Consider the following 17,065-nt stretch of genomic DNA (forward strand, 5'->3'; position numbering starts at 1 on the left):
GTCCTTAAAATAAAAAAGCGCCTCAGTATTACTGAGACGCTTTTTTCTATATCGCTACTCCGTTAACCGGATTAGTATTTCTTTTTGTACGGAGGTTTACCACCGCTGCCGAAAGACTCGCGTCTGTCGCCACCACCGGTACGGCTACCGCCTGGACGGCTGCTACCACCTTCAGAGCTCCAGCTTCTTTTACGCGGACCATCTTCTCTGCGTGGACCACGATCTCCACCACCGCCACCAGTGCGTGGGCGTCTGTCGCCATCCTGAGACATTTCTATCCTTACGCTGCGGCCGTTGTATTCCACTTTCTTGAAAGCTTCTGTTACTTTAGGCAATTCTTCGTTCTCTACTTCAAAGAAAGAATAAACTCCTTTCAGATCAATACGACCGATTTTATTACCACGTAAGCCAGTGTTGTCGCACAGGTAACGGAGCATATCGCCACGGTTGAAATCATCTACTGAACCCAGGTTGATGAATAAACGGGTGAATTTGCCATCGCTTCTGCGTGGACCTCTGTCGTCTCCGAGGGTACCTGCACGTCTGTCGTCTTTTGCATTCAGATCAGGTGCGTCCTGGTAATATTCCAGGAACTGGTTGAATTCGAGAGAAGCAAAACGTTTGATCAGATCTTCCTTGGTCATAGACGCAAACTCTTCGTTGATGCGTTCCATGTAAGGTTCAATCTGTTCTTCGTTTACTACTACGTTATGTACTTTATGTACCAGGCCAAACAGTTGTTTTTCACAAACTGCGAAACCATCCGGTACTTCTGCCTTTACAAATTTCTTACCCAGTACTCTCTCGATCTGGCGGATTTTACCGGTATCACGTGCGCTGATGATAGCAATAGAGATACCTGATTTACCTGCTCTACCGGTACGACCACTTCTGTGGGTGTAGTTTTCTACGTCATCCGGTAAATCGTAGTTGATTACGTGTGTAACGTTATCCACGTCAATACCACGGGCTGCCACATCAGTAGCTACCAGCACCTGCAGTGCTCTTTCGCGGAAACGCTTCATTACTTTATCACGTTGCTGCTGCGTCAGGTCACCATGCAATGCATCCGCATTGTAGCCATCCTTAATCAGTGATTCAGCAATTTCCTGTGATTCAATTTTGGTACGGGTAAAGATGATACCAAAAATTTCAGGGTTGAAATCCACGATACGTTTCAGGGCCGCATATTTTTCACGCGGACGAACGATGTAGTATTCGTGTTCTATATTAACGTTACCGCTGTTTTTGCTACCAACAGTCAGTTCAAACGGATCTTCCATGTATTTCTTGGCGATACGACGAACTTCCTGCGGCATTGTTGCAGAAAACAACCAGGTAGTTTTGCTATCCGGTGTGTTAGACAAGATACTGTTGATATCTTCCTGGAATCCCATGTTCAGCATTTCATCTGCTTCATCCAGTATTGCGTAACGCACGTTATCAAAATTAACGGCACCACGTTCTATAATATCCAGTAAACGACCTGGAGTGGCCACTACAACGTGAACACCTCTTTTCAGTTCCCGCAATTGTTGTACAATGCTGGAACCACCATATACCGCTACGATGCTAACATCGCCGAGATATTTACTAAAATTTTTCAGATCACTTGTGATCTGAAGACACAGTTCACGAGTAGGACATAAAATCAGACTCTGTGGTTTATTAATTTTCAGATCCAGTTGCTGCAGCAAAGGCAGGCCAAATGCAGCAGTCTTACCGGTGCCCGTCTGGGCAAGACCTACGAAATCGCGGTCACCTCCTAACAATACTGGTATTGCCTGTTCCTGGATGGGAGTTGGGGAAACGAAGCCCAGGTCCGTAATTCCCTTTAAGATAGGCTCTTGTAAGCCCAGTGATTCAAATGTAGTCATTGATTTGCATTAATCAAGCTCCGTCGGGAGCTGTGGATATAGCTTTTAGCGATTAGCTATCAGCTGTTAGAAATATTATTTACACCAGCTCGCCTTCGAGGTCGTAGTCAAATGCTTTGGTGATACGGACTTCTACTAAATCACCTGGTTTCAGGCGTTTGGTAGTATCGATAATCACTTCGTTATCTACTTCCACCGAATCAAACTCGGTACGGGCTAAATATCTGCCCGCTTCTTTCTTGTCTATTATTACTTTGAAGATCTTTCCTACTTTCTCCTGATTTTTTTCCAGGGAAATTTCCTGTTGAACTTCCATGATTTCCTGCGCTCTTCTCTCTTTTTCTTCTGCCGGAATATTGTCTTCCAGTGCATACGCGCTGGTACCTTCTTCGTGGCTGTAGGTAAACACCCCTACACGATCAAAGCGCATTCTTTCCAGGAAGCCTTTCAGCTCTTCTACATCATCTTCCGTTTCGCCAGGGAAACCTGCAATGAGGGTGGTACGTAAACAGATACCAGGTACTTTAGCCCGGATGTTATGTACCAGCTCTTCTATTTCTTCACGGGTAATCTGACGCTTCATTGCTTTTAACATGGCATTGGAAGCATGTTGCAATGGCATATCAATATAGTTGCAGATATTGGGGAACTCATTCATCACATCCAGAATTTCCATAGGGAACTTCGTTGGATAAGCATAATGGAGACGAATCCACTCCAGCCCTTTTACACCTGCCAGCGCACGCATCAGGTCACCCAGGCGACGTTGTTTGTACAGGTCCAAACCATAATAGGTCAGCTCCTGTGCAATCAGCATGATTTCCTTTACACCTGATTTTACCAGTTTCTCTGCTTCCAGCACCAGATCTTCAATGGGTCTGGAAACGTGTGTACCACGCATCAGCGGAATCGCACAAAAAGAACAGGTACGGTTACAGCCTTCTGCAATTTTCAGGTAAGCATAGTGAGACGGTGTACTCAGTAATCTTTCACCAACCAGTTCTGCTTTATAATCTGCATCAAATTTCTTGAGGATCAGGGGGAGTTCCATGGTACCAAACCAGGCGTCCACACCTTCAATTTCTGATTCCAGGTCGCCACGATAACGCTCGCTCAGACATCCGGTAACATATACTTTATCCAGTTTACCGCGCTGTTTCAGTTCTACCTGCTCCAGAATGGTATTAATCGATTCTTCTTTGGCCTTGTCAATAAAACCACACGTGTTCACCACTACAATATTATGGTCGCGTTTGGCACTTTCATGCACTACATCGATATCATTGGCCACGAGCTGTCCACTCAGCACCTCTGAATCCACCATATTCTTGGAGCAACCAAGCGTAATTATATTAACCTTGTCTTTCTTTAAAGTTTTTGTCTTCAAGCGCGAATTGTTTTAAACAAGCGGTCAAGCATTCTTTGAACCGCTACCGCCACGAAGACACACAGACACTGATTGAATTTAACAGCAGACTTACTGTATGTGACTTGAGTCTTAGTGGGGGTTGAAATAAGGAAGGTGCAAAGGTAGCAAAAAGAATTGACAATTGGAAATTTATGCTAAGTAACTGTTGTTTAGCTACTTAGCATGTACTCATCCTTATATCAGCTCAGTTCCTGCAAGGCCTTGTCTGCACGCGCTCTGGCGAGTCTTCTTTTATAATAGTACCACCATTTGGGGGCCATCTTAATCATCAGGTTATTCATCCCTCTCAGACCAACCAAATGATATAATCCGTTCAATTTACCGAGTAAGGTAGGATCCATTGCCCGTAAACTCATGGCAAACCCGCCATCCAGGTACTCCATATGATGCCAGTAACCTGCCGGCATAAACATGGTATCTCCGTGATTGAGAATAGTGGTATAGCCCCTGGCATGCTTGAGGGCAGGAAACTGTTCAAAGTCCAGGTTCTCGTGCCAGTTGACAAAGTTAGCCGCGCTCTCTACGGTAAAAGGCATGCGGTAAATAAACGGCGCCTGCTTATTTTCCAGTAAAAGCACCCGTTTCCTGCCCAGGAACTGTGTATGAAAGATATGGGACAGGTCAATATCGTAATGCATATGCGCTACTGAACCGGCGCCTCCCACAAACAACATGGGATACTTTTTCAGAAAACCTGTGGACAGCTTATCCGGCCAGGTAAAATCTTCCACCAGCTGAGGTGCGTGCTGAAAAATATTAAAGAGAAAAATGCGGAGGGCTACCGGTCCCCGCTCCACCATAGTAAGGTATTCACCAAAAGAAATGTAATCATCTGCTCCATTAACAAGGGTATTCACGCCGGCGCGCTCATTATTATATACCCCCACTGTCTTGTCTCCCACTATCGATTTGAAATAATCCCACGTCCACTTTGTATAAGCCGGCCAGTTTTTGCTGAGGCCTCCTGCCGAGATGATAACAGGTTTACGTGGATAGTAGTAGTTCTTCTTGAATTCCGCTGGTGTAATATCTTCAACTCGATCTATGTGCTGTACTATCATACTTACGAATTGTTAAAAAGGGTACAAAAAGGGAACAATATTCAAATGTAATAAATGCAGTTTTATTGTATCAAAACAAAGAAACAGGCTGAATGTTGATGAAAACGGCCGGGCTCCGTACAGGGAGCCCGAACAATGATTTTTTATTTAAAGTAAAATATTAAGCAAGCCTTGTGCCAATTACGAAATAACAATTATATTAATCAGATAATCAATCATTTACACTAAAAAGTGAATCTACAAAAGTTTCCTTATTAAACACTTGTAAATCCTCCATTTTTTCACCGATGCCGATGTATTTTACAGGTATTTTGAACTGATTGGCGATGGCCAGTACTACTCCACCTTTAGCAGTGCCATCCAGCTTGGTAATAGCCAGTGCGGTTACTTCTGTGGTAGCGGTAAACTGCTTGGCCTGTTCCAGGGCATTCTGACCGGTAGAGCCATCCAGCACCAGCAATACTTCATGCGGGGCATCCGGAATCACCTTTTTCATCACACGTTTGATTTTGCCCAACTCATCCATCAGATGGAGTTTGTTATGCAAACGGCCTGCCGTATCTATAATAATTACGTCCACATCTTTAGCTGCGCCGCTTTGTACAGTATCGAAGGCCACAGCACCCGGATCGGAACCCATTTGTTGCTTTACAATAGGCACCCCTGCTCTTTCGCTCCAGATAGTCAGCTGATCCACGGCCGCAGCACGGAATGTATCCGCGGCACCCAGCATCACCGATTTACCTGCTTTCTTGAAGTTATATGCCAGTTTCCCGATGGTAGTGGTTTTACCCACACCATTTACACCTACCACCATGATTACATAAGGCTTTTTACCAGCCGGTACATCAAAATCACGGAATCCACTATCCGGTGCGTCTACCAGAATGGCTGCAATCTCTTCCTGCAACATCCTGTTTAATTCGCTGGTTCCCAGATATTTATCCTTCGCCACACGTTGTTCAATCCGATCAATGATTTTTACAGTTGTATCTACGCCTACATCAGCAGAAATAAGGGCATCTTCCAGGTTATCCAATACTTCGGTGTCTACCGTTGACTTCCCTGCAATGGCGCGTCCTATTTTACTCAGGAAGCTCTCTTTGGTTTTTTGTAAACCCTGATCCAGATTTTCCTTCTTCTCCCTGGAAAATAGTTTATTGAAAAAGCTCATAGTTAGTTTAATTGGGTCCGGGTCCTCCCGGTTTATTTGAGTTATCCGGCTGCTTAATCACAGCATCATTACAACAAGTTGCTAAAATACATCTTTTTAGCTTCTAGCCGTTAGCTTTTAGCTTTTAGCAAAATGCAGCGGGCATAAATTATATACCCGCTGCATTTTGCTAAAAGCTAACGGCTAAAAGCTATATCAACACAAAAAGCTGTCCGTTTAACGGGACAGCCTTTCAGTATTATTAGTAAAGCCGAATTACTTTTGTGTCATGTACTCCTGGATCTTGTCCTTGTGTACAATTGCTTCCTTAAAAGTATAAGCACCGGTTTTAGGAGAGCGGATTGCTCTGATCACCTTAGTCCATACTTTTGATTCAGCTGCTGCTTTAGTATCTTTGACTTTCGCGTTCTTTGAAGCTACTTTTGCCATTGTATCTATTGTTTTTATGGTCTAATGGCTAACTGGCTGGTATGCAAATACAGCCATTCACCATCAACAATTACTTATTTAATTTCTTTGTGAACAGTTACTTTCCTTAAGATAGGATTGTACTTTTTCAACTCCAGACGCTCAGGAGTATTCTTCTTATTCTTGTTAGAGATGTAACGGGAAGTTCCGGGTTTGCCAGAAGTCTTATGTTCTGTGCACTCCAGAATTACCTGTACTCTATTGCCTTTTTTTGCCATTGTGTATTACAAATTAAGTGAGTCTTAGAATTAGATTGCCTGACCAGCTGCACGCAATTCCTTCACAACTGCATACAAACCTCTCTTGTTGATGGTTCTGATACCATCAGCAGAAACTTTCAATGATATCCATTTGTCTTCTTCTGCCAGGAAAAAACGCTTCTTTTGCAGGTTAGGAAGAAACCTTCTGTTTGTCTTAATGTTGGAGAAGGAAACATGGTGACCTGTGATCGGCTTCTTTCCTGTCACCTGACATACTCTTGCCATGATCTAAAAATTTAGGAATGCAAAAGTCCAATTTATTTATGGATTTTGCAAATATTATTAAATGAATTTATTCACAAGTACATTTAAAGTCACTTATAAAGCGTCTTTACTTAAGATGTGAACACAATGCAAATTATTGATAATCAAATGATTATCAGACAAATTTTCATCTGTCTTTTATCTAAAAAATAATTTTACAATAATACAACAAGGCTACGTAAAACAGCGCCTAATCTTACCGCTTCCAACACTCTTTGCTGATCCGTACCATGTTTCAACAAGGCTTCTTCGTGGGAAGTAACGCACATTTCGCAACCATTGAGTGCTGATACCACCAGGCTCAACAGCTCAAAAAATTCTTTCCCTAATACCGGGTTGGCCATAATGCTCATCCTGATACCGGCAGGTGTAGTGGTGTAAAATTCCTTATTCACAAAATGCCTGAAACGATAAAACACGTTATTGGCATTCATGAGGGAAGTACAACTAATCACTTCTGCGATATCCTTATCCACTGCACCTTCCTGGACAGCCAGCTTTTCAAAAGCCGCCTGCAGGTCGGTATGCTTCTCATTCACCGCTACCGCCACCCCGATCAGGTAAGCCTCTTTCTTTGTCAGCGTAGCTGCCGCAAGAGAGTTGGATACATTGATCTTCAAATCTTTCAGGTAACGTGCATCCACATTTACCAGTGATTGCAATTTGCCGGATACCTGTTCACTCGTCAAACCCACTGCTTCCAGTAATTGAACTGCGGTATCCTGATTTGTAGTTGCAAACATATAAATATTTTTTTAATTAAAAATTACGAATTAGGAATTACGAATTACGGATTTGTGGGAAGACATACCCGTAATTCGTAATTCGTAATTCGTAATTCAAAATAAATTAAGCAGTCAGCGTAGCTTCGCCTTTAGTCCAGTTGCACGGACACAGCTCATCTGTTTGCAGTGCATCCAGTACACGCAAAACTTCTTTTACGCTACGGCCTACAGACAGGTCGTATAAAGAAACCCAACGTACAATACCCTGAGGATCTACAATGTAAGTAGCACGGTAAGCAACTTTCTCATTTGCTTCCAGGATACCCAGTTCAGTAGCGAGAGATTTGGAAGTGTCAGCCAGCATTGGGAATTGTAATCCACGCAGATCATCATGATCTCTTCTCCATGCAGCATGTACAAATTCACTGTCAGTAGAAGCACCGATCAATACAGCATCACGATCAGCGAAATCCTGTGCATGTTTGTTAAATTCAGCTATTTCAGTAGGACATACGAAAGTAAAGTCTTTAGGCCACCAGAACATCACCATCCATTTGCCGGAGTTCTTCAGTTCTTCAGAAGACAATTCGTAAAATTCTTTACCTTTTTCGATAGAAACAACAGCCGTTTTTTTGAATTCGGGAAACTCTGACCCTACGGATAAGATAACATTTTTCATAATAACTATTCTCTTTTTGATTTACAGACTAATGATTTTTATTCTTTGACGGCGCAAAGATCACATTACATTCATTAGTAATCAAATAGATTTTAAAAATGTGACATTGAGTTTCTCTATATATCACTTTTTTCACCGTGGTAGCAAAGGGAATGGCAACAATCGCCTATATAGTCAAAAAAAATATCCCGGAGTTAACATTTTAATGCTATTTCTGTAACATTTTGGCACGTTATTTAGTTATATAAGTGGACTTTTTTAATACAAATAGCATGGAAATGAAGAAAAAATACTTTTTACTGGTGGTTATAACGATTGGACTTGCTTTGATTCCGTTTATCAAAAACAGCATCATCAAACACGATGAATTTGACGCTACCCGAGATCTGTTCATTTAGTGTTTAGCGGGTCCCATTGACCGTTCCTAAAACTGCCCCAAAGCGGGGTCGGGTTTCCATTGGCTGGCTGGTTCATAGTACTGCCAGAGTGTAAAACCCACCTTCCGCAATAATTGCCATGCCTCATTATCATGGTTCCAACCCTGGTCCTTGTTGTTTTTGGTAATAATACAATACACATAATCACCGTGAGGCGCATTTACCATGATCACCTCCGAACGTGATTCATCCACCGCGCCATTTTTTGACGCGGTGCGAACGTTTGTAGGTACCTGTAGCACCCCTTCCCCATCCCAGTAGTTACGGGTAAGATTCCGGTACATGCGCTCACTTGCGGCAGGGCTAATCACTTCTCCCTTATAAATCATCTCCAGCAACCTGGCCATTTCCCTTGGACTGGTCTGCCCCCATCCGTATTCCTGCCGGTTCGCTTCCCTCCCTTTCGTGCGGGAATTAACCCGCAAATGCTCAAATCCGTGCTCCTGCAACCACTGATTTATTACCAGCCCCCCACCTGCCAGCGACTGCAACCACAAACTGGCAGTATTGTCACTCATTGTCAGCATCAGCATCACTGCCTTATCCAGCGCAATCTGCTCGCTGTCCCGGAAAGACCCCAATATGTCTTCCCCCTTGTATAACAACGAATCCCTGTACACCAGGTTCTGGTGATATTGCAGCTCCCCTTTCGCCAGCTTGTTAAAAATGCCTACCTGTATCGCTGTTTTAATCATACTGGCTGTAGGAAACGTGCTATCGGCATTTATAGCCACTATACGGTCCGTTTTAAGGTGATGCACATAAATACCGGCCTGCCCGTGGAAAGCCTCCAGAAGGGGCGCTAAAATAGCAGTGAGCCGTTTGTCGGTTTTCTGAGCACCGGCAGATAAAGCAACCAGGAGCACGAGTAGTAAGGAGGGTAACTTTTTCATATAACCAAGATAGAAAAATAGCAGGTAAATTTTATATCCCCCACCGAACATCAGATTGAAAAATTGGAGAATATGTTTTCTCAATATGCTCTAAATGCCATCCTCCTCCTGAATTATCTTTATCGGCGCCACTATGGCAGGTTCTGACCTCCGGCCTATCTTCATCATCCCCACCTCAAGTCCACCTCAAGTCCACCTCTACTATAGGTGCATAGCGGGGTTTATGCTTAAACTTACACTATCCACCAAATTTTCAACCTGATCCCAGACAAGCCGGCCACATAACAACAATGCAGCGTACACCGACTGGTATACGCTGCATTTTACTAAAAGCTAATGGCTAAATGCCAACTGCTATATCATCAGGTTGTTTGATTAATCATATCCGCAAAACTCCGCACACCAATCATTTTAGCGGAAGTATATCCCTCAGCATACTCCACCCCTACCATTTTGCCCAGCATTTTGGCACGATACACCACGCTGTCAAAAAAGCCGGAGCCGGAAATATAAGTCTGGGGTTCGTTATCTTTTGGCGCCAGGAACTGAGAGCTGAAGCTTTTGATAGCCTCCAGTTTCCTGTCTATCACTGGTGTAATATCTATAACGAAGTCTGGCTCATGATAACGGTCCTGCAGGAAGTGATATACCTGCTTTGGACGCCAGGCTTCCTGTGGCTGCCCATCTGAAGATGTTTCGATTTTCCTCAAGCCTGCCATGAAACAGCTGTCAGCTATCAGTTTGGCCGCCCGTCCATGATCCGGATGACGGTCATCAATGGCATTTGCCAGTACAATATCCGGGCGGTACTTACGGATAGCCACAATGATCGCCAGTTGTTCCATGGTGTCATTTCTGAAAAAGCCATCAGCCAGACCGAGATTTTCACGTACTTCCAGTCCCATAATCTTTGCTGCTGCTGCTGCTTCCGCTATCCGCAGCTCCGGGGTACCACGGGTACCCAGTTCTCCGCGGGTAAGATCTACCACCCCTACTTTCATTCCCTGTTGCGCATGTACCATCAGTGTGCCTGCACAGCCCAGTTCCACATCGTCCGGGTGCACAGCTATAGCCAGTATATCTAGTTTCATATGCTGTAAATTGAGGTGCAAAGATGGGAAAATATTTAATCTTCTGAGCTGGTAATGACTACGCCTGCCTTCCGGTCCATTACCTGGTACTTATCCTGTACCTCTTTTTCATCAATGATCCTGACAGTGCGAAATGTTTTGCGGTCAACCGTCATTAAACCGGTTTCGTTGGTGGGTGTTACGGGCTTGCCGTTTACGATAAAATAAAAGCTGCTGTCGTTACCGTATTTACGTAACAGGCTGTCGTATGCGGGAGATTGGCTGCTTAACAGTGCATTGACCCTTTTACGGGCAAAGGGTTTGGTTTCTATGTATACAACGCCATTGGCTGCCTGGCTGCCGTATTTCAATACCGCTTTGGAACCTTTGGCAATGGTGATGACACCAATGCGATCCGGTGTTACCTGGCCAATGGCTGTTTGGGTTACTACCACACTGTCCAGCACATACACCGGGTCATCATCTTCTACAGATTGCGCCATAGCGCCTATTGAAATAAACAGTAAGCTGATAAGTAAGATCCTTGCTTTCATAATAGTCCCTTTTTCTTTACAGGCGAATATTACGAAGATAGCAGAATTAATTATAGGCGCGGTAGTGCTGGTACATTTCCAGCTCCTGAACAATTACCTCAATGTCTTTATCTTCCTGCTTGTCATACTCGCTTTTAAGGTTACCACCAAAGAAGAAAGCAACGGTTTGCCATACACGGGCATTAAATCCGCCTTTGAGTTCCTTGATAATTTCAAAGCAATTCTGACCGGTTTCGCGGTCGATTAGTTTCATGAGTACTTTGCCCTGGTATACGGAGAGATTTTCCAGTTTATCGCCAAACTGGGCTTTGAGTTCTTTTTCTTTGGTGGCCAGGAAAGCTTTGCGCTCTCTTTTGTTCATATTAGCCATGCTGGAGTTCACGTCTTTCAGCACTTTTGCGGCAGATCTGGCATAAGGATACGTTACATAAACGGCATTTCGTAAACGACTCCAGCGCTCGCGTTCCTTACGAAGTGCTTTCGGCATTTTTTCTACTACATCGAATATAGCGAGGGTAATAACCGGAATGGTGTCTTTACCCACCACAATTGCATGCAACGGAATAACATCCGCACCATGCGCCTCTTGCGCCATCGCACCTGTGTGACAGAGGGATATGCCCAGTACCAGGAAAACAAAAACGATGATCTGTTTGAAACGAAGACGCATAGATTACTTAACGTTGCTTAAATACGGAATGTTACCACAAGTTAAAAAAGATTTCAGATTTGAAGCCAACTAAATCCTGTTACTGTACCGGGGTCATTTTTAACTTGTTGATAGCGAAGTCACTGATCGCCTTCTCTACCGCCGGCAAATCATGCGAAGTCAGCGACGAACCCATCACGTGTGCACCAGCACCTGGAATGGGGATGGCCTCCTTCTCCATATCAGGGGTACCCAACTCCTCCTGCATCTGTAAAATAGCGCCCACTTTTACAGTGGGGTCCTGGTGTGTTTCATCTTTATAATAATACAGATTCAGTACCGGCTGTTTTATCTTTTCAAATGTTTGTGCAGTCATGGTAGATTCCAGCAGACTTTCTAACTGTACCACCCCTTCCAGGCGATAGTCGGTGTACCAGTATTTCGCCCGTTCCGGGTCTTTATCACTGCCTCGCCTGAAATCCCCCTTGCTAACCGCCCTGGCCAGTTGCAGGCCCCAGGGATTATTGGCCAGGAAGGCAAGGTTATCGTTAATAGCAATATTGGGCGACATATTGATCAGGGCATAAACATCGTCAGGATAAGCAGCAGCCAGTTGCAATGCCAGCGTACCACCGGTAGAAGTGCTCATCAGGATCACCTTTTCGCCCAGTGCCTTGCCTATACTCAATGCTTCTTCTGCATCTTTCCATAAACCCTCGGCGGTCATATGCAACAGCGGATCTGAAGTATCTATTCCATGCCCGTCCAATCTCGATAAATAAAGATTGCAGCCAAAGCGTGCGGCAAAATTGCGGTGTACCGGGTTACCTTCTTCCTGGCTGGCGGAGAAGCCGTGCAGGTATACCACAGCATAAGGTGTTTTGCGATGCAGGGAATCATACCATACAATGCGGGCCTGGTTATCTGGCTTTAAGTGATGCCTTGCTTCCCTGGCATCGATATAGTCATCCAGCGCAGCACCGGCAGCCGGTACGGACGGTAATCCATGATTATATACCGGATCGGCCGGTTTGGGCCCCAGGAGGTATACCACTGAAAGTGTGGCTATAATGATGAGCGCAATACGCAACCACCTACGCATTATAAGGAAATTTAATGACTCTAAATGTAGATAAGAATTCTGAGATGTCGCGCGCACCCTGGTTATTTAATAAAGAAAAAATCCTTCAACAGCGGATGCCATTGAAGGATTTCTACATTTAAAATATTTCTGTTGATTATCTTCTTCTCAATTTCTGATAAATGCTCATCGCAGTACCCAATATAGTAATGAGGATACCCAGCCATAATACGTTGATATATGGGAATATCATGGCTTTCATCACGATATAATCGCTGAAGCCATTGGCTTCTTTTACCTTCAGTTCTATTTTGTTTTCCGCAGGCATAATTTTAGAGAACCTTACATTCAGTCCCAGTGGAGCCAGCGTATCTTCCACACTGTACTGGTAACTGCTGTCGCGGATAAAATAAATCGGCTGTAATTTAAAGTGATCATCTGTTTGCGTATACACTTCCAGTTCAGCACCTACTGCCAGATCTCCGCTCTGTGCAACGTAATTGCGGCTTTCAGGTTTGGTATTCAACCCTTTCAGTACAATGAAGCCTCTGGAGAAAAACACAGAGTCACCTTGTTTCATCAGATGCGTTACATAAGGAGTGGTATCCTGTTTCGCTTCTTCTTCCTTGTTAGGTGCCGCTGATACGTAGGTAAAGATATCCTTGGTCAGATAGTGTCTGGAAGCAGGATTGGAAGAAATCGCGTTCTCTTTCCTGTTCACAAAAGCATCCGGATAAAGGGTAAATTTCTCCACCACATTACCGGTTTCTTTATCTTTTTTCTCGTAGTGTACTTTATAATATGTTTTAGGATCGCCCTGTGCAATGGAGTCACCGCCATAGGTTACATGATAGTCACCCATTTGTACCGGAACATCCTTTGGCAGCATGATGTTTTCGCGTGGATTTTGTTTGCTTTCTTTTCTGAAGAAGCCATCGTTCAGCATTTTCATACGATCCAGTGATATTACTTCCATTTTAGCAGAAGAAATCAGGATGCCCAGCAATACCATTCCAAAACCGATATGTGCTACTGAAGCACCTGCATTCTTCAGTTTACCTTTCAGGCCGATGAATATGTAAGAGATATTGGCAACGACCGCATAGATGCTGGCAAACAACATCAGGTAGATAGCAGTCAGGAAGCCGGCGCCATAATTGTCATAGGTGATAGTACCTTTCCAGGCCACCAGACCAGTTAATAATAAAGCTACCAGTGTGGGCACCGCAAGTTTCTTTGTGATCTCTCCACGTGGGGTATCCTTGTATCTCATGAATTGCACCACTGCTGTTAATACACCCAGTACGATGGCAATCCAGATCTGAATCTTATTGTAGTGGAAAATGCTGTCTGATGGCGGCGCAATGTCGTTCATATTGAACAGTGATTTCAGGCCGGTGAAACTCAGCAATTTATTCCAAACCGGAATAGAGGTGGTAAAGGTAATCTGAATGGCTGCGATGAGCAGTATCAGGGAACCTACAAACAGCCAGAACTCGCGGGAGTAGCTGTTTTCTTCTTTCTTCACTGCCGGAATTTCCTTTCTGCGCATGATCAGCAATGCAATAGATGGTACGGTAAATACCAGCATGGCAAACAGCAGCTGTGCGGTCATTCCCATATCCGTAAAGGAGTGTACAGAAGTATCTCCTAAAACACCACTCTTGGTGAGGAAAGAAGAATAAAGAATCAGTACATAGGAAATAAAGAAGAAGAAGATGGTAGATTTCAGCGAGTGCCCGGTAGATTTATATGCCAGGAGCGTGTGCACACCTGCCACCATGGTGAGCCATGGCACCAGCGATGCATTTTCTACCGGATCCCAGGCCCAGTAACCGCCGAAATTAAGTGATTCGTAAGCCCAGGCAGCTCCCATCATAATACCGGTACCCAGCATCATAATCGCAAACAGGCCCCATGGCTGTACTGGTTTTACCCAGCCGGTATAATCGCGGGTCCAGATACCTGCAAAAGCAAAGGCAAAAGGAATGATCATGGAAGCAAAGCCCAGGAACAGTACCGGCGGGTGGATCACCATCCAGTAGTTCTGCAGGGTTACGTTCAAGCCATTACCGTCGTGGATATGCTGCATATAGTCCGCTGTCTGGAAAATTGGCGCCAGCTGATTTTCAGGTGCCTGTCTCAGCAACATAAACGGATTACTACCTACTTTATAGCCCAGTACAAATATACCCAGCAGCATACTGGCCATAATCAACTGTGCCAGTGAGAAGGTAGTCATCACCGGTGCTTCCCATTTCTTGGAAGTGCGGATCAGGATAATACCTAATATACTGTTCCAGATACTCCAGAGCAGGAAGCTGCCTTCCTGATCGGACCAGAGACTGGATAATAAGTATTGTATTGGCAGGTCGCGGGAAGTATTGCGCCACGCGTATTTATATTCAAAAAAGTGATTATACAGAATATAGTACAGGCAACTGAAAACGCCGATAACAGCGGCTGACTGTATGATGAAAGACCAGCGTGCCAGTCTTTTCCAGGAGTCCTGTAAGGATGGTTCCTTTAATTTAACTACATTATAATAAGCTACAGTGGCTACTATAGATGCTACAAATGCCAGTATGGCAAAGAAGTGGCCTATTTGGCCCGGCAGTAAATGTTCCCCTACAAACTTCATAAAATTCCTCTAGAGATGTGAATATTCCGGCACCTGACGATTTTGATATAGCCGTTTACTACCAGTCGCCCGGGAATAAATGATCAAATATCAAAATGTTCAAATAATTATATTAAAGTTGTTTGTTGCTGATAGCCACCTGGTCGTCCTTATATTTAGACGGGCATTTCATCAGTATTTTGCTGCAATGAAATTCGCCTTTTTCCATTTTACCTGTGAGTACAATAGATTCGGCTTTTTCAAAATCGGTAGGTTTGGCGCCGTAGAATACCACTTTATGTGATTCACCGGTTTTATCGTGGACGTAGAAGCTGAATAAGTTAGCATCTTTCATCGGGTCGTAATTCATCGCCTTTAAAGTGTCCAGTTTCCCGATGACATGGAATTCTTTTCCCTCCTTTTCACGGGCTGTTGCGAAAGTTTCATAGGTACTGAAATCTCCCACCATTGTTACTATCACTCCAATTGCTACCGCAATTACCACCAGCAGAATAATATTTGTTTTTTTCATATGAAAATTATCTTCCCTATTGATTTGATACAAGCTGCAAAACCCTTTACCAGTGCGCCCTTAACGATCCCTGCTTTTTGCCGTACTTTATTTGTTTCCGATTAATCGGCAAAATTAAGTCAAAATGACCTTCTTCGGACAATTTTTATATAAAAGGCAATTCTTTTTATGAGAAGGACGGCTGTAAGTAAACATAATCCTATCTTTGCGCGGAATTTAGAAAAGTACGATTTTATCATGGCAGATTTATCTCAATTTGACCCTAACTCAGTTGGCCTGCTGTCCAACAACGTTTTTGGCTTACCTTTTTCTGAGGAAGAAGCCCGGCTGGTATTGTTACCTGTGCCCTGGGAAGTAACGGTATCCTATAATAATGGTACCGCCCGTGGACCGGAACGTATATTCAGAGCGTCCTTCCAGATCGACCTTTACGATGCGGATGTGAAAGATGGCTGGAAACAGGGGTTTTACATGCGTGAACCAGATAAGCACCTTTTACTGCGCAGCGATTACCTGCGCAAGGAAGCGGAGCTATACCTGAAATTCCTGACTGAAGGGGGAGATATTTCCGAAAATGAATTCCTGAAGAAAACACTGGTAGACGTAAGCAACGGCACCAGGGCCATGAATGAGTGGGTATATACCCAAACCAAGGCGCTGCTGGAAAAAGGCAAGCTGGTAGGACTGGTAGGTGGTGATCACAGCACCCCACTGGGCTTCTTTAAGGCAATTGGTGAACACAAAGGCGACTTTGGTATCCTGCAGATAGATGCACATTGTGATTTACGTGATGCCTACGAAGGATTCAAATACTCACATGCCTCTATTATGTACAATGCCCTGGCAGAAGTACCTCAGCTGTCAAAGCTGGTACAGGTGGGTATCCGCGACTACTGCGAAGAAGAAGTGGATTATATCAACAACAGCGAAGGCCGTGTAGTGACCTTTTTTGATAAGCAAATCAAAGAAAGACAATTCGAAGGGGAAACCTGGAAAGCAATCTGCGACAGCATTGTTGAAACTTTGCCGCAACAGGTATACATTAGTTTTGATATAGACGGACTGGATCCAAAATTATGTCCGCATACCGGTACCCCGGTAGCTGGCGGTTTTGAAGTAGAGCAGATTTATTATCTCTTCAAACGCGTACTGGCCAGTGGTCGTAAGCTGATAGGATTTGACCTGAATGAAGTAAGCACTTCACACGATGAGTGGGATGCCAACGTAGGCGCCCGTGTGTTGTTCAAGCTTTGCAATCTGTTGATCAGTTCTAATTCCTAATCTTACATTTC

General features: G+C 44.1%; 17 protein-coding genes. 1 reads left to right on the forward strand and 16 read right to left on the reverse strand.

Annotation, left to right across the window (positions count from 1 at the left end; genetic code table 11):
- Positions 1-71 precede the first annotated feature (71 nt).
- The 16 genes from AC1DP6_RS18335 to AC1DP6_RS18410 form a co-directional block, all read right to left on the reverse strand.
- Positions 72-1,877, reverse strand: a complete 1,806-nt coding sequence (locus AC1DP6_RS18335; protein ID WP_441574021.1) for a DEAD/DEAH box helicase — start codon at positions 1,875-1,877, stop codon at positions 72-74.
- Between the two features lie 79 nt (positions 1,878-1,956).
- Entirely contained in the window at positions 1,957-3,264 is a 1,308-nt protein-coding gene (gene rimO, locus AC1DP6_RS18340) for a 30S ribosomal protein S12 methylthiotransferase RimO (protein ID WP_477056132.1), read from the reverse strand.
- Between the two features lie 221 nt (positions 3,265-3,485).
- Positions 3,486-4,367 carry a cupin-like domain-containing protein gene (locus tag AC1DP6_RS18345; protein WP_477056133.1) on the reverse strand — a complete coding sequence of 294 codons (882 nt, stop codon included), beginning with the start codon at positions 4,365-4,367 and terminating at the stop codon, positions 3,486-3,488.
- 211 nt (positions 4,368-4,578) lie between these two features.
- Positions 4,579-5,541, reverse strand: a complete 963-nt coding sequence (gene ftsY / locus AC1DP6_RS18350; RefSeq protein ID WP_477056134.1) for a signal recognition particle-docking protein FtsY — start codon at positions 5,539-5,541, stop codon at positions 4,579-4,581.
- 255 nt (positions 5,542-5,796) lie between these two features.
- Positions 5,797-5,970 (reverse strand): DUF4295 family protein, encoded by a 174-nt coding sequence (locus tag AC1DP6_RS18355; RefSeq protein ID WP_079468085.1) that lies wholly within the window; start codon positions 5,968-5,970, stop codon positions 5,797-5,799.
- A gap of 74 nt (positions 5,971-6,044) precedes the next feature.
- A complete protein-coding gene (gene rpmG, locus AC1DP6_RS18360) occupies positions 6,045-6,227 on the reverse strand; it encodes a 50S ribosomal protein L33 (RefSeq protein WP_133810271.1) in 183 nt (60 codons plus the stop codon).
- A 30-nt stretch (positions 6,228-6,257) separates the two neighbouring features.
- Complete coding sequence (gene rpmB, locus AC1DP6_RS18365) at positions 6,258-6,494, reverse strand: 50S ribosomal protein L28 (RefSeq protein ID WP_133810272.1); 237 nt, start codon at positions 6,492-6,494, stop codon at positions 6,258-6,260.
- Positions 6,495-6,688: 194 nt separating this feature from the next.
- Positions 6,689-7,276 carry a carboxymuconolactone decarboxylase family protein gene (locus AC1DP6_RS18370; protein ID WP_477056135.1) on the reverse strand — a complete coding sequence of 196 codons (588 nt, stop codon included), beginning with the start codon at positions 7,274-7,276 and terminating at the stop codon, positions 6,689-6,691.
- Positions 7,277-7,382: 106 nt separating this feature from the next.
- Positions 7,383-7,937 (reverse strand): peroxiredoxin, encoded by a 555-nt coding sequence (locus tag AC1DP6_RS18375; protein ID WP_133810274.1) that lies wholly within the window; start codon positions 7,935-7,937, stop codon positions 7,383-7,385.
- Positions 7,938-8,361: 424 nt separating this feature from the next.
- Positions 8,362-9,267, reverse strand: coding sequence for a serine hydrolase (locus AC1DP6_RS18380; protein ID WP_477056136.1), 906 nt, complete (start codon positions 9,265-9,267; stop codon positions 8,362-8,364).
- A gap of 362 nt (positions 9,268-9,629) precedes the next feature.
- Positions 9,630-10,358, reverse strand: a complete 729-nt coding sequence (gene bshB1 / locus AC1DP6_RS18385) for a bacillithiol biosynthesis deacetylase BshB1 (RefSeq protein ID WP_477056137.1) — start codon at positions 10,356-10,358, stop codon at positions 9,630-9,632.
- 35 nt (positions 10,359-10,393) lie between these two features.
- Positions 10,394-10,891, reverse strand: coding sequence for a hypothetical protein (locus AC1DP6_RS18390; protein ID WP_441574028.1), 498 nt, complete (start codon positions 10,889-10,891; stop codon positions 10,394-10,396).
- A gap of 46 nt (positions 10,892-10,937) precedes the next feature.
- Positions 10,938-11,561: a DUF4294 domain-containing protein gene (locus AC1DP6_RS18395; protein ID WP_441574029.1), complete on the reverse strand. Its 624-nt coding sequence runs from the start codon at positions 11,559-11,561 to the stop codon at positions 10,938-10,940.
- Positions 11,562-11,640: 79 nt separating this feature from the next.
- Positions 11,641-12,642, reverse strand: a complete 1,002-nt coding sequence (locus AC1DP6_RS18400; RefSeq protein WP_477056138.1) for an alpha/beta hydrolase — start codon at positions 12,640-12,642, stop codon at positions 11,641-11,643.
- Positions 12,643-12,778: 136 nt separating this feature from the next.
- Positions 12,779-15,262 (reverse strand): cytochrome c biogenesis protein CcsA, encoded by a 2,484-nt coding sequence (ccsA, locus tag AC1DP6_RS18405; protein WP_477056139.1) that lies wholly within the window; start codon positions 15,260-15,262, stop codon positions 12,779-12,781.
- Between the two features lie 112 nt (positions 15,263-15,374).
- Entirely contained in the window at positions 15,375-15,773 is a 399-nt protein-coding gene (locus tag AC1DP6_RS18410) for a cytochrome c maturation protein CcmE domain-containing protein (RefSeq protein ID WP_441574032.1), read from the reverse strand.
- A gap of 237 nt (positions 15,774-16,010) precedes the next feature.
- Here AC1DP6_RS18410 and AC1DP6_RS18415 point away from each other — a divergent pair, with 237 nt between their 5' ends.
- Positions 16,011-17,054 carry an agmatinase family protein gene (locus tag AC1DP6_RS18415; RefSeq protein ID WP_477022615.1) on the forward strand — a complete coding sequence of 348 codons (1,044 nt, stop codon included), beginning with the start codon at positions 16,011-16,013 and terminating at the stop codon, positions 17,052-17,054.
- Positions 17,055-17,065: the final 11 nt, after the last annotated feature.

The sequence above is a fragment of the Chitinophaga sp. 01L420 genome (assembly GCF_056399985.1).

What these genes read in the sequence shown, in the direction of transcription:
- AC1DP6_RS18335 (WP_441574021.1), bottom strand. Translation starts at nt 1,877, where the DNA reads ATGACTACATTTGAATCACTGGGCTTACAAGAGCCTATCTTAAAGGGA.
- AC1DP6_RS18345 (WP_477056133.1), bottom strand. Translation starts at nt 4,367, where the DNA reads ATGATAGTACAGCACATAGATCGAGTTGAAGATATTACACCAGCGGAA.
- ftsY (WP_477056134.1), bottom strand. Translation starts at nt 5,541, where the DNA reads ATGAGCTTTTTCAATAAACTATTTTCCAGGGAGAAGAAGGAAAATCTG.
- AC1DP6_RS18355 (WP_079468085.1), bottom strand. Translation starts at nt 5,970, where the DNA reads ATGGCAAAAGTAGCTTCAAAGAACGCGAAAGTCAAAGATACTAAAGCA.
- rpmG (WP_133810271.1), bottom strand. Translation starts at nt 6,227, where the DNA reads ATGGCAAAAAAAGGCAATAGAGTACAGGTAATTCTGGAGTGCACAGAA.
- rpmB (WP_133810272.1), bottom strand. Translation starts at nt 6,494, where the DNA reads ATGGCAAGAGTATGTCAGGTGACAGGAAAGAAGCCGATCACAGGTCAC.
- AC1DP6_RS18370 (WP_477056135.1), bottom strand. Translation starts at nt 7,276, where the DNA reads ATGTTTGCAACTACAAATCAGGATACCGCAGTTCAATTACTGGAAGCA.
- AC1DP6_RS18375 (WP_133810274.1), bottom strand. Translation starts at nt 7,937, where the DNA reads ATGAAAAATGTTATCTTATCCGTAGGGTCAGAGTTTCCCGAATTCAAA.
- AC1DP6_RS18380 (WP_477056136.1), bottom strand. Translation starts at nt 9,267, where the DNA reads ATGAAAAAGTTACCCTCCTTACTACTCGTGCTCCTGGTTGCTTTATCT.
- bshB1 (WP_477056137.1), bottom strand. Translation starts at nt 10,358, where the DNA reads ATGAAACTAGATATACTGGCTATAGCTGTGCACCCGGACGATGTGGAA.
- AC1DP6_RS18390 (WP_441574028.1), bottom strand. Translation starts at nt 10,891, where the DNA reads ATGAAAGCAAGGATCTTACTTATCAGCTTACTGTTTATTTCAATAGGC.
- AC1DP6_RS18395 (WP_441574029.1), bottom strand. Translation starts at nt 11,561, where the DNA reads ATGCGTCTTCGTTTCAAACAGATCATCGTTTTTGTTTTCCTGGTACTG.
- AC1DP6_RS18400 (WP_477056138.1), bottom strand. Translation starts at nt 12,642, where the DNA reads ATGCGTAGGTGGTTGCGTATTGCGCTCATCATTATAGCCACACTTTCA.
- ccsA (WP_477056139.1), bottom strand. Translation starts at nt 15,262, where the DNA reads ATGAAGTTTGTAGGGGAACATTTACTGCCGGGCCAAATAGGCCACTTC.
- AC1DP6_RS18410 (WP_441574032.1), bottom strand. Translation starts at nt 15,773, where the DNA reads ATGAAAAAAACAAATATTATTCTGCTGGTGGTAATTGCGGTAGCAATT.
- AC1DP6_RS18415 (WP_477022615.1), top strand. Translation starts at nt 16,011, where the DNA reads ATGGCAGATTTATCTCAATTTGACCCTAACTCAGTTGGCCTGCTGTCC.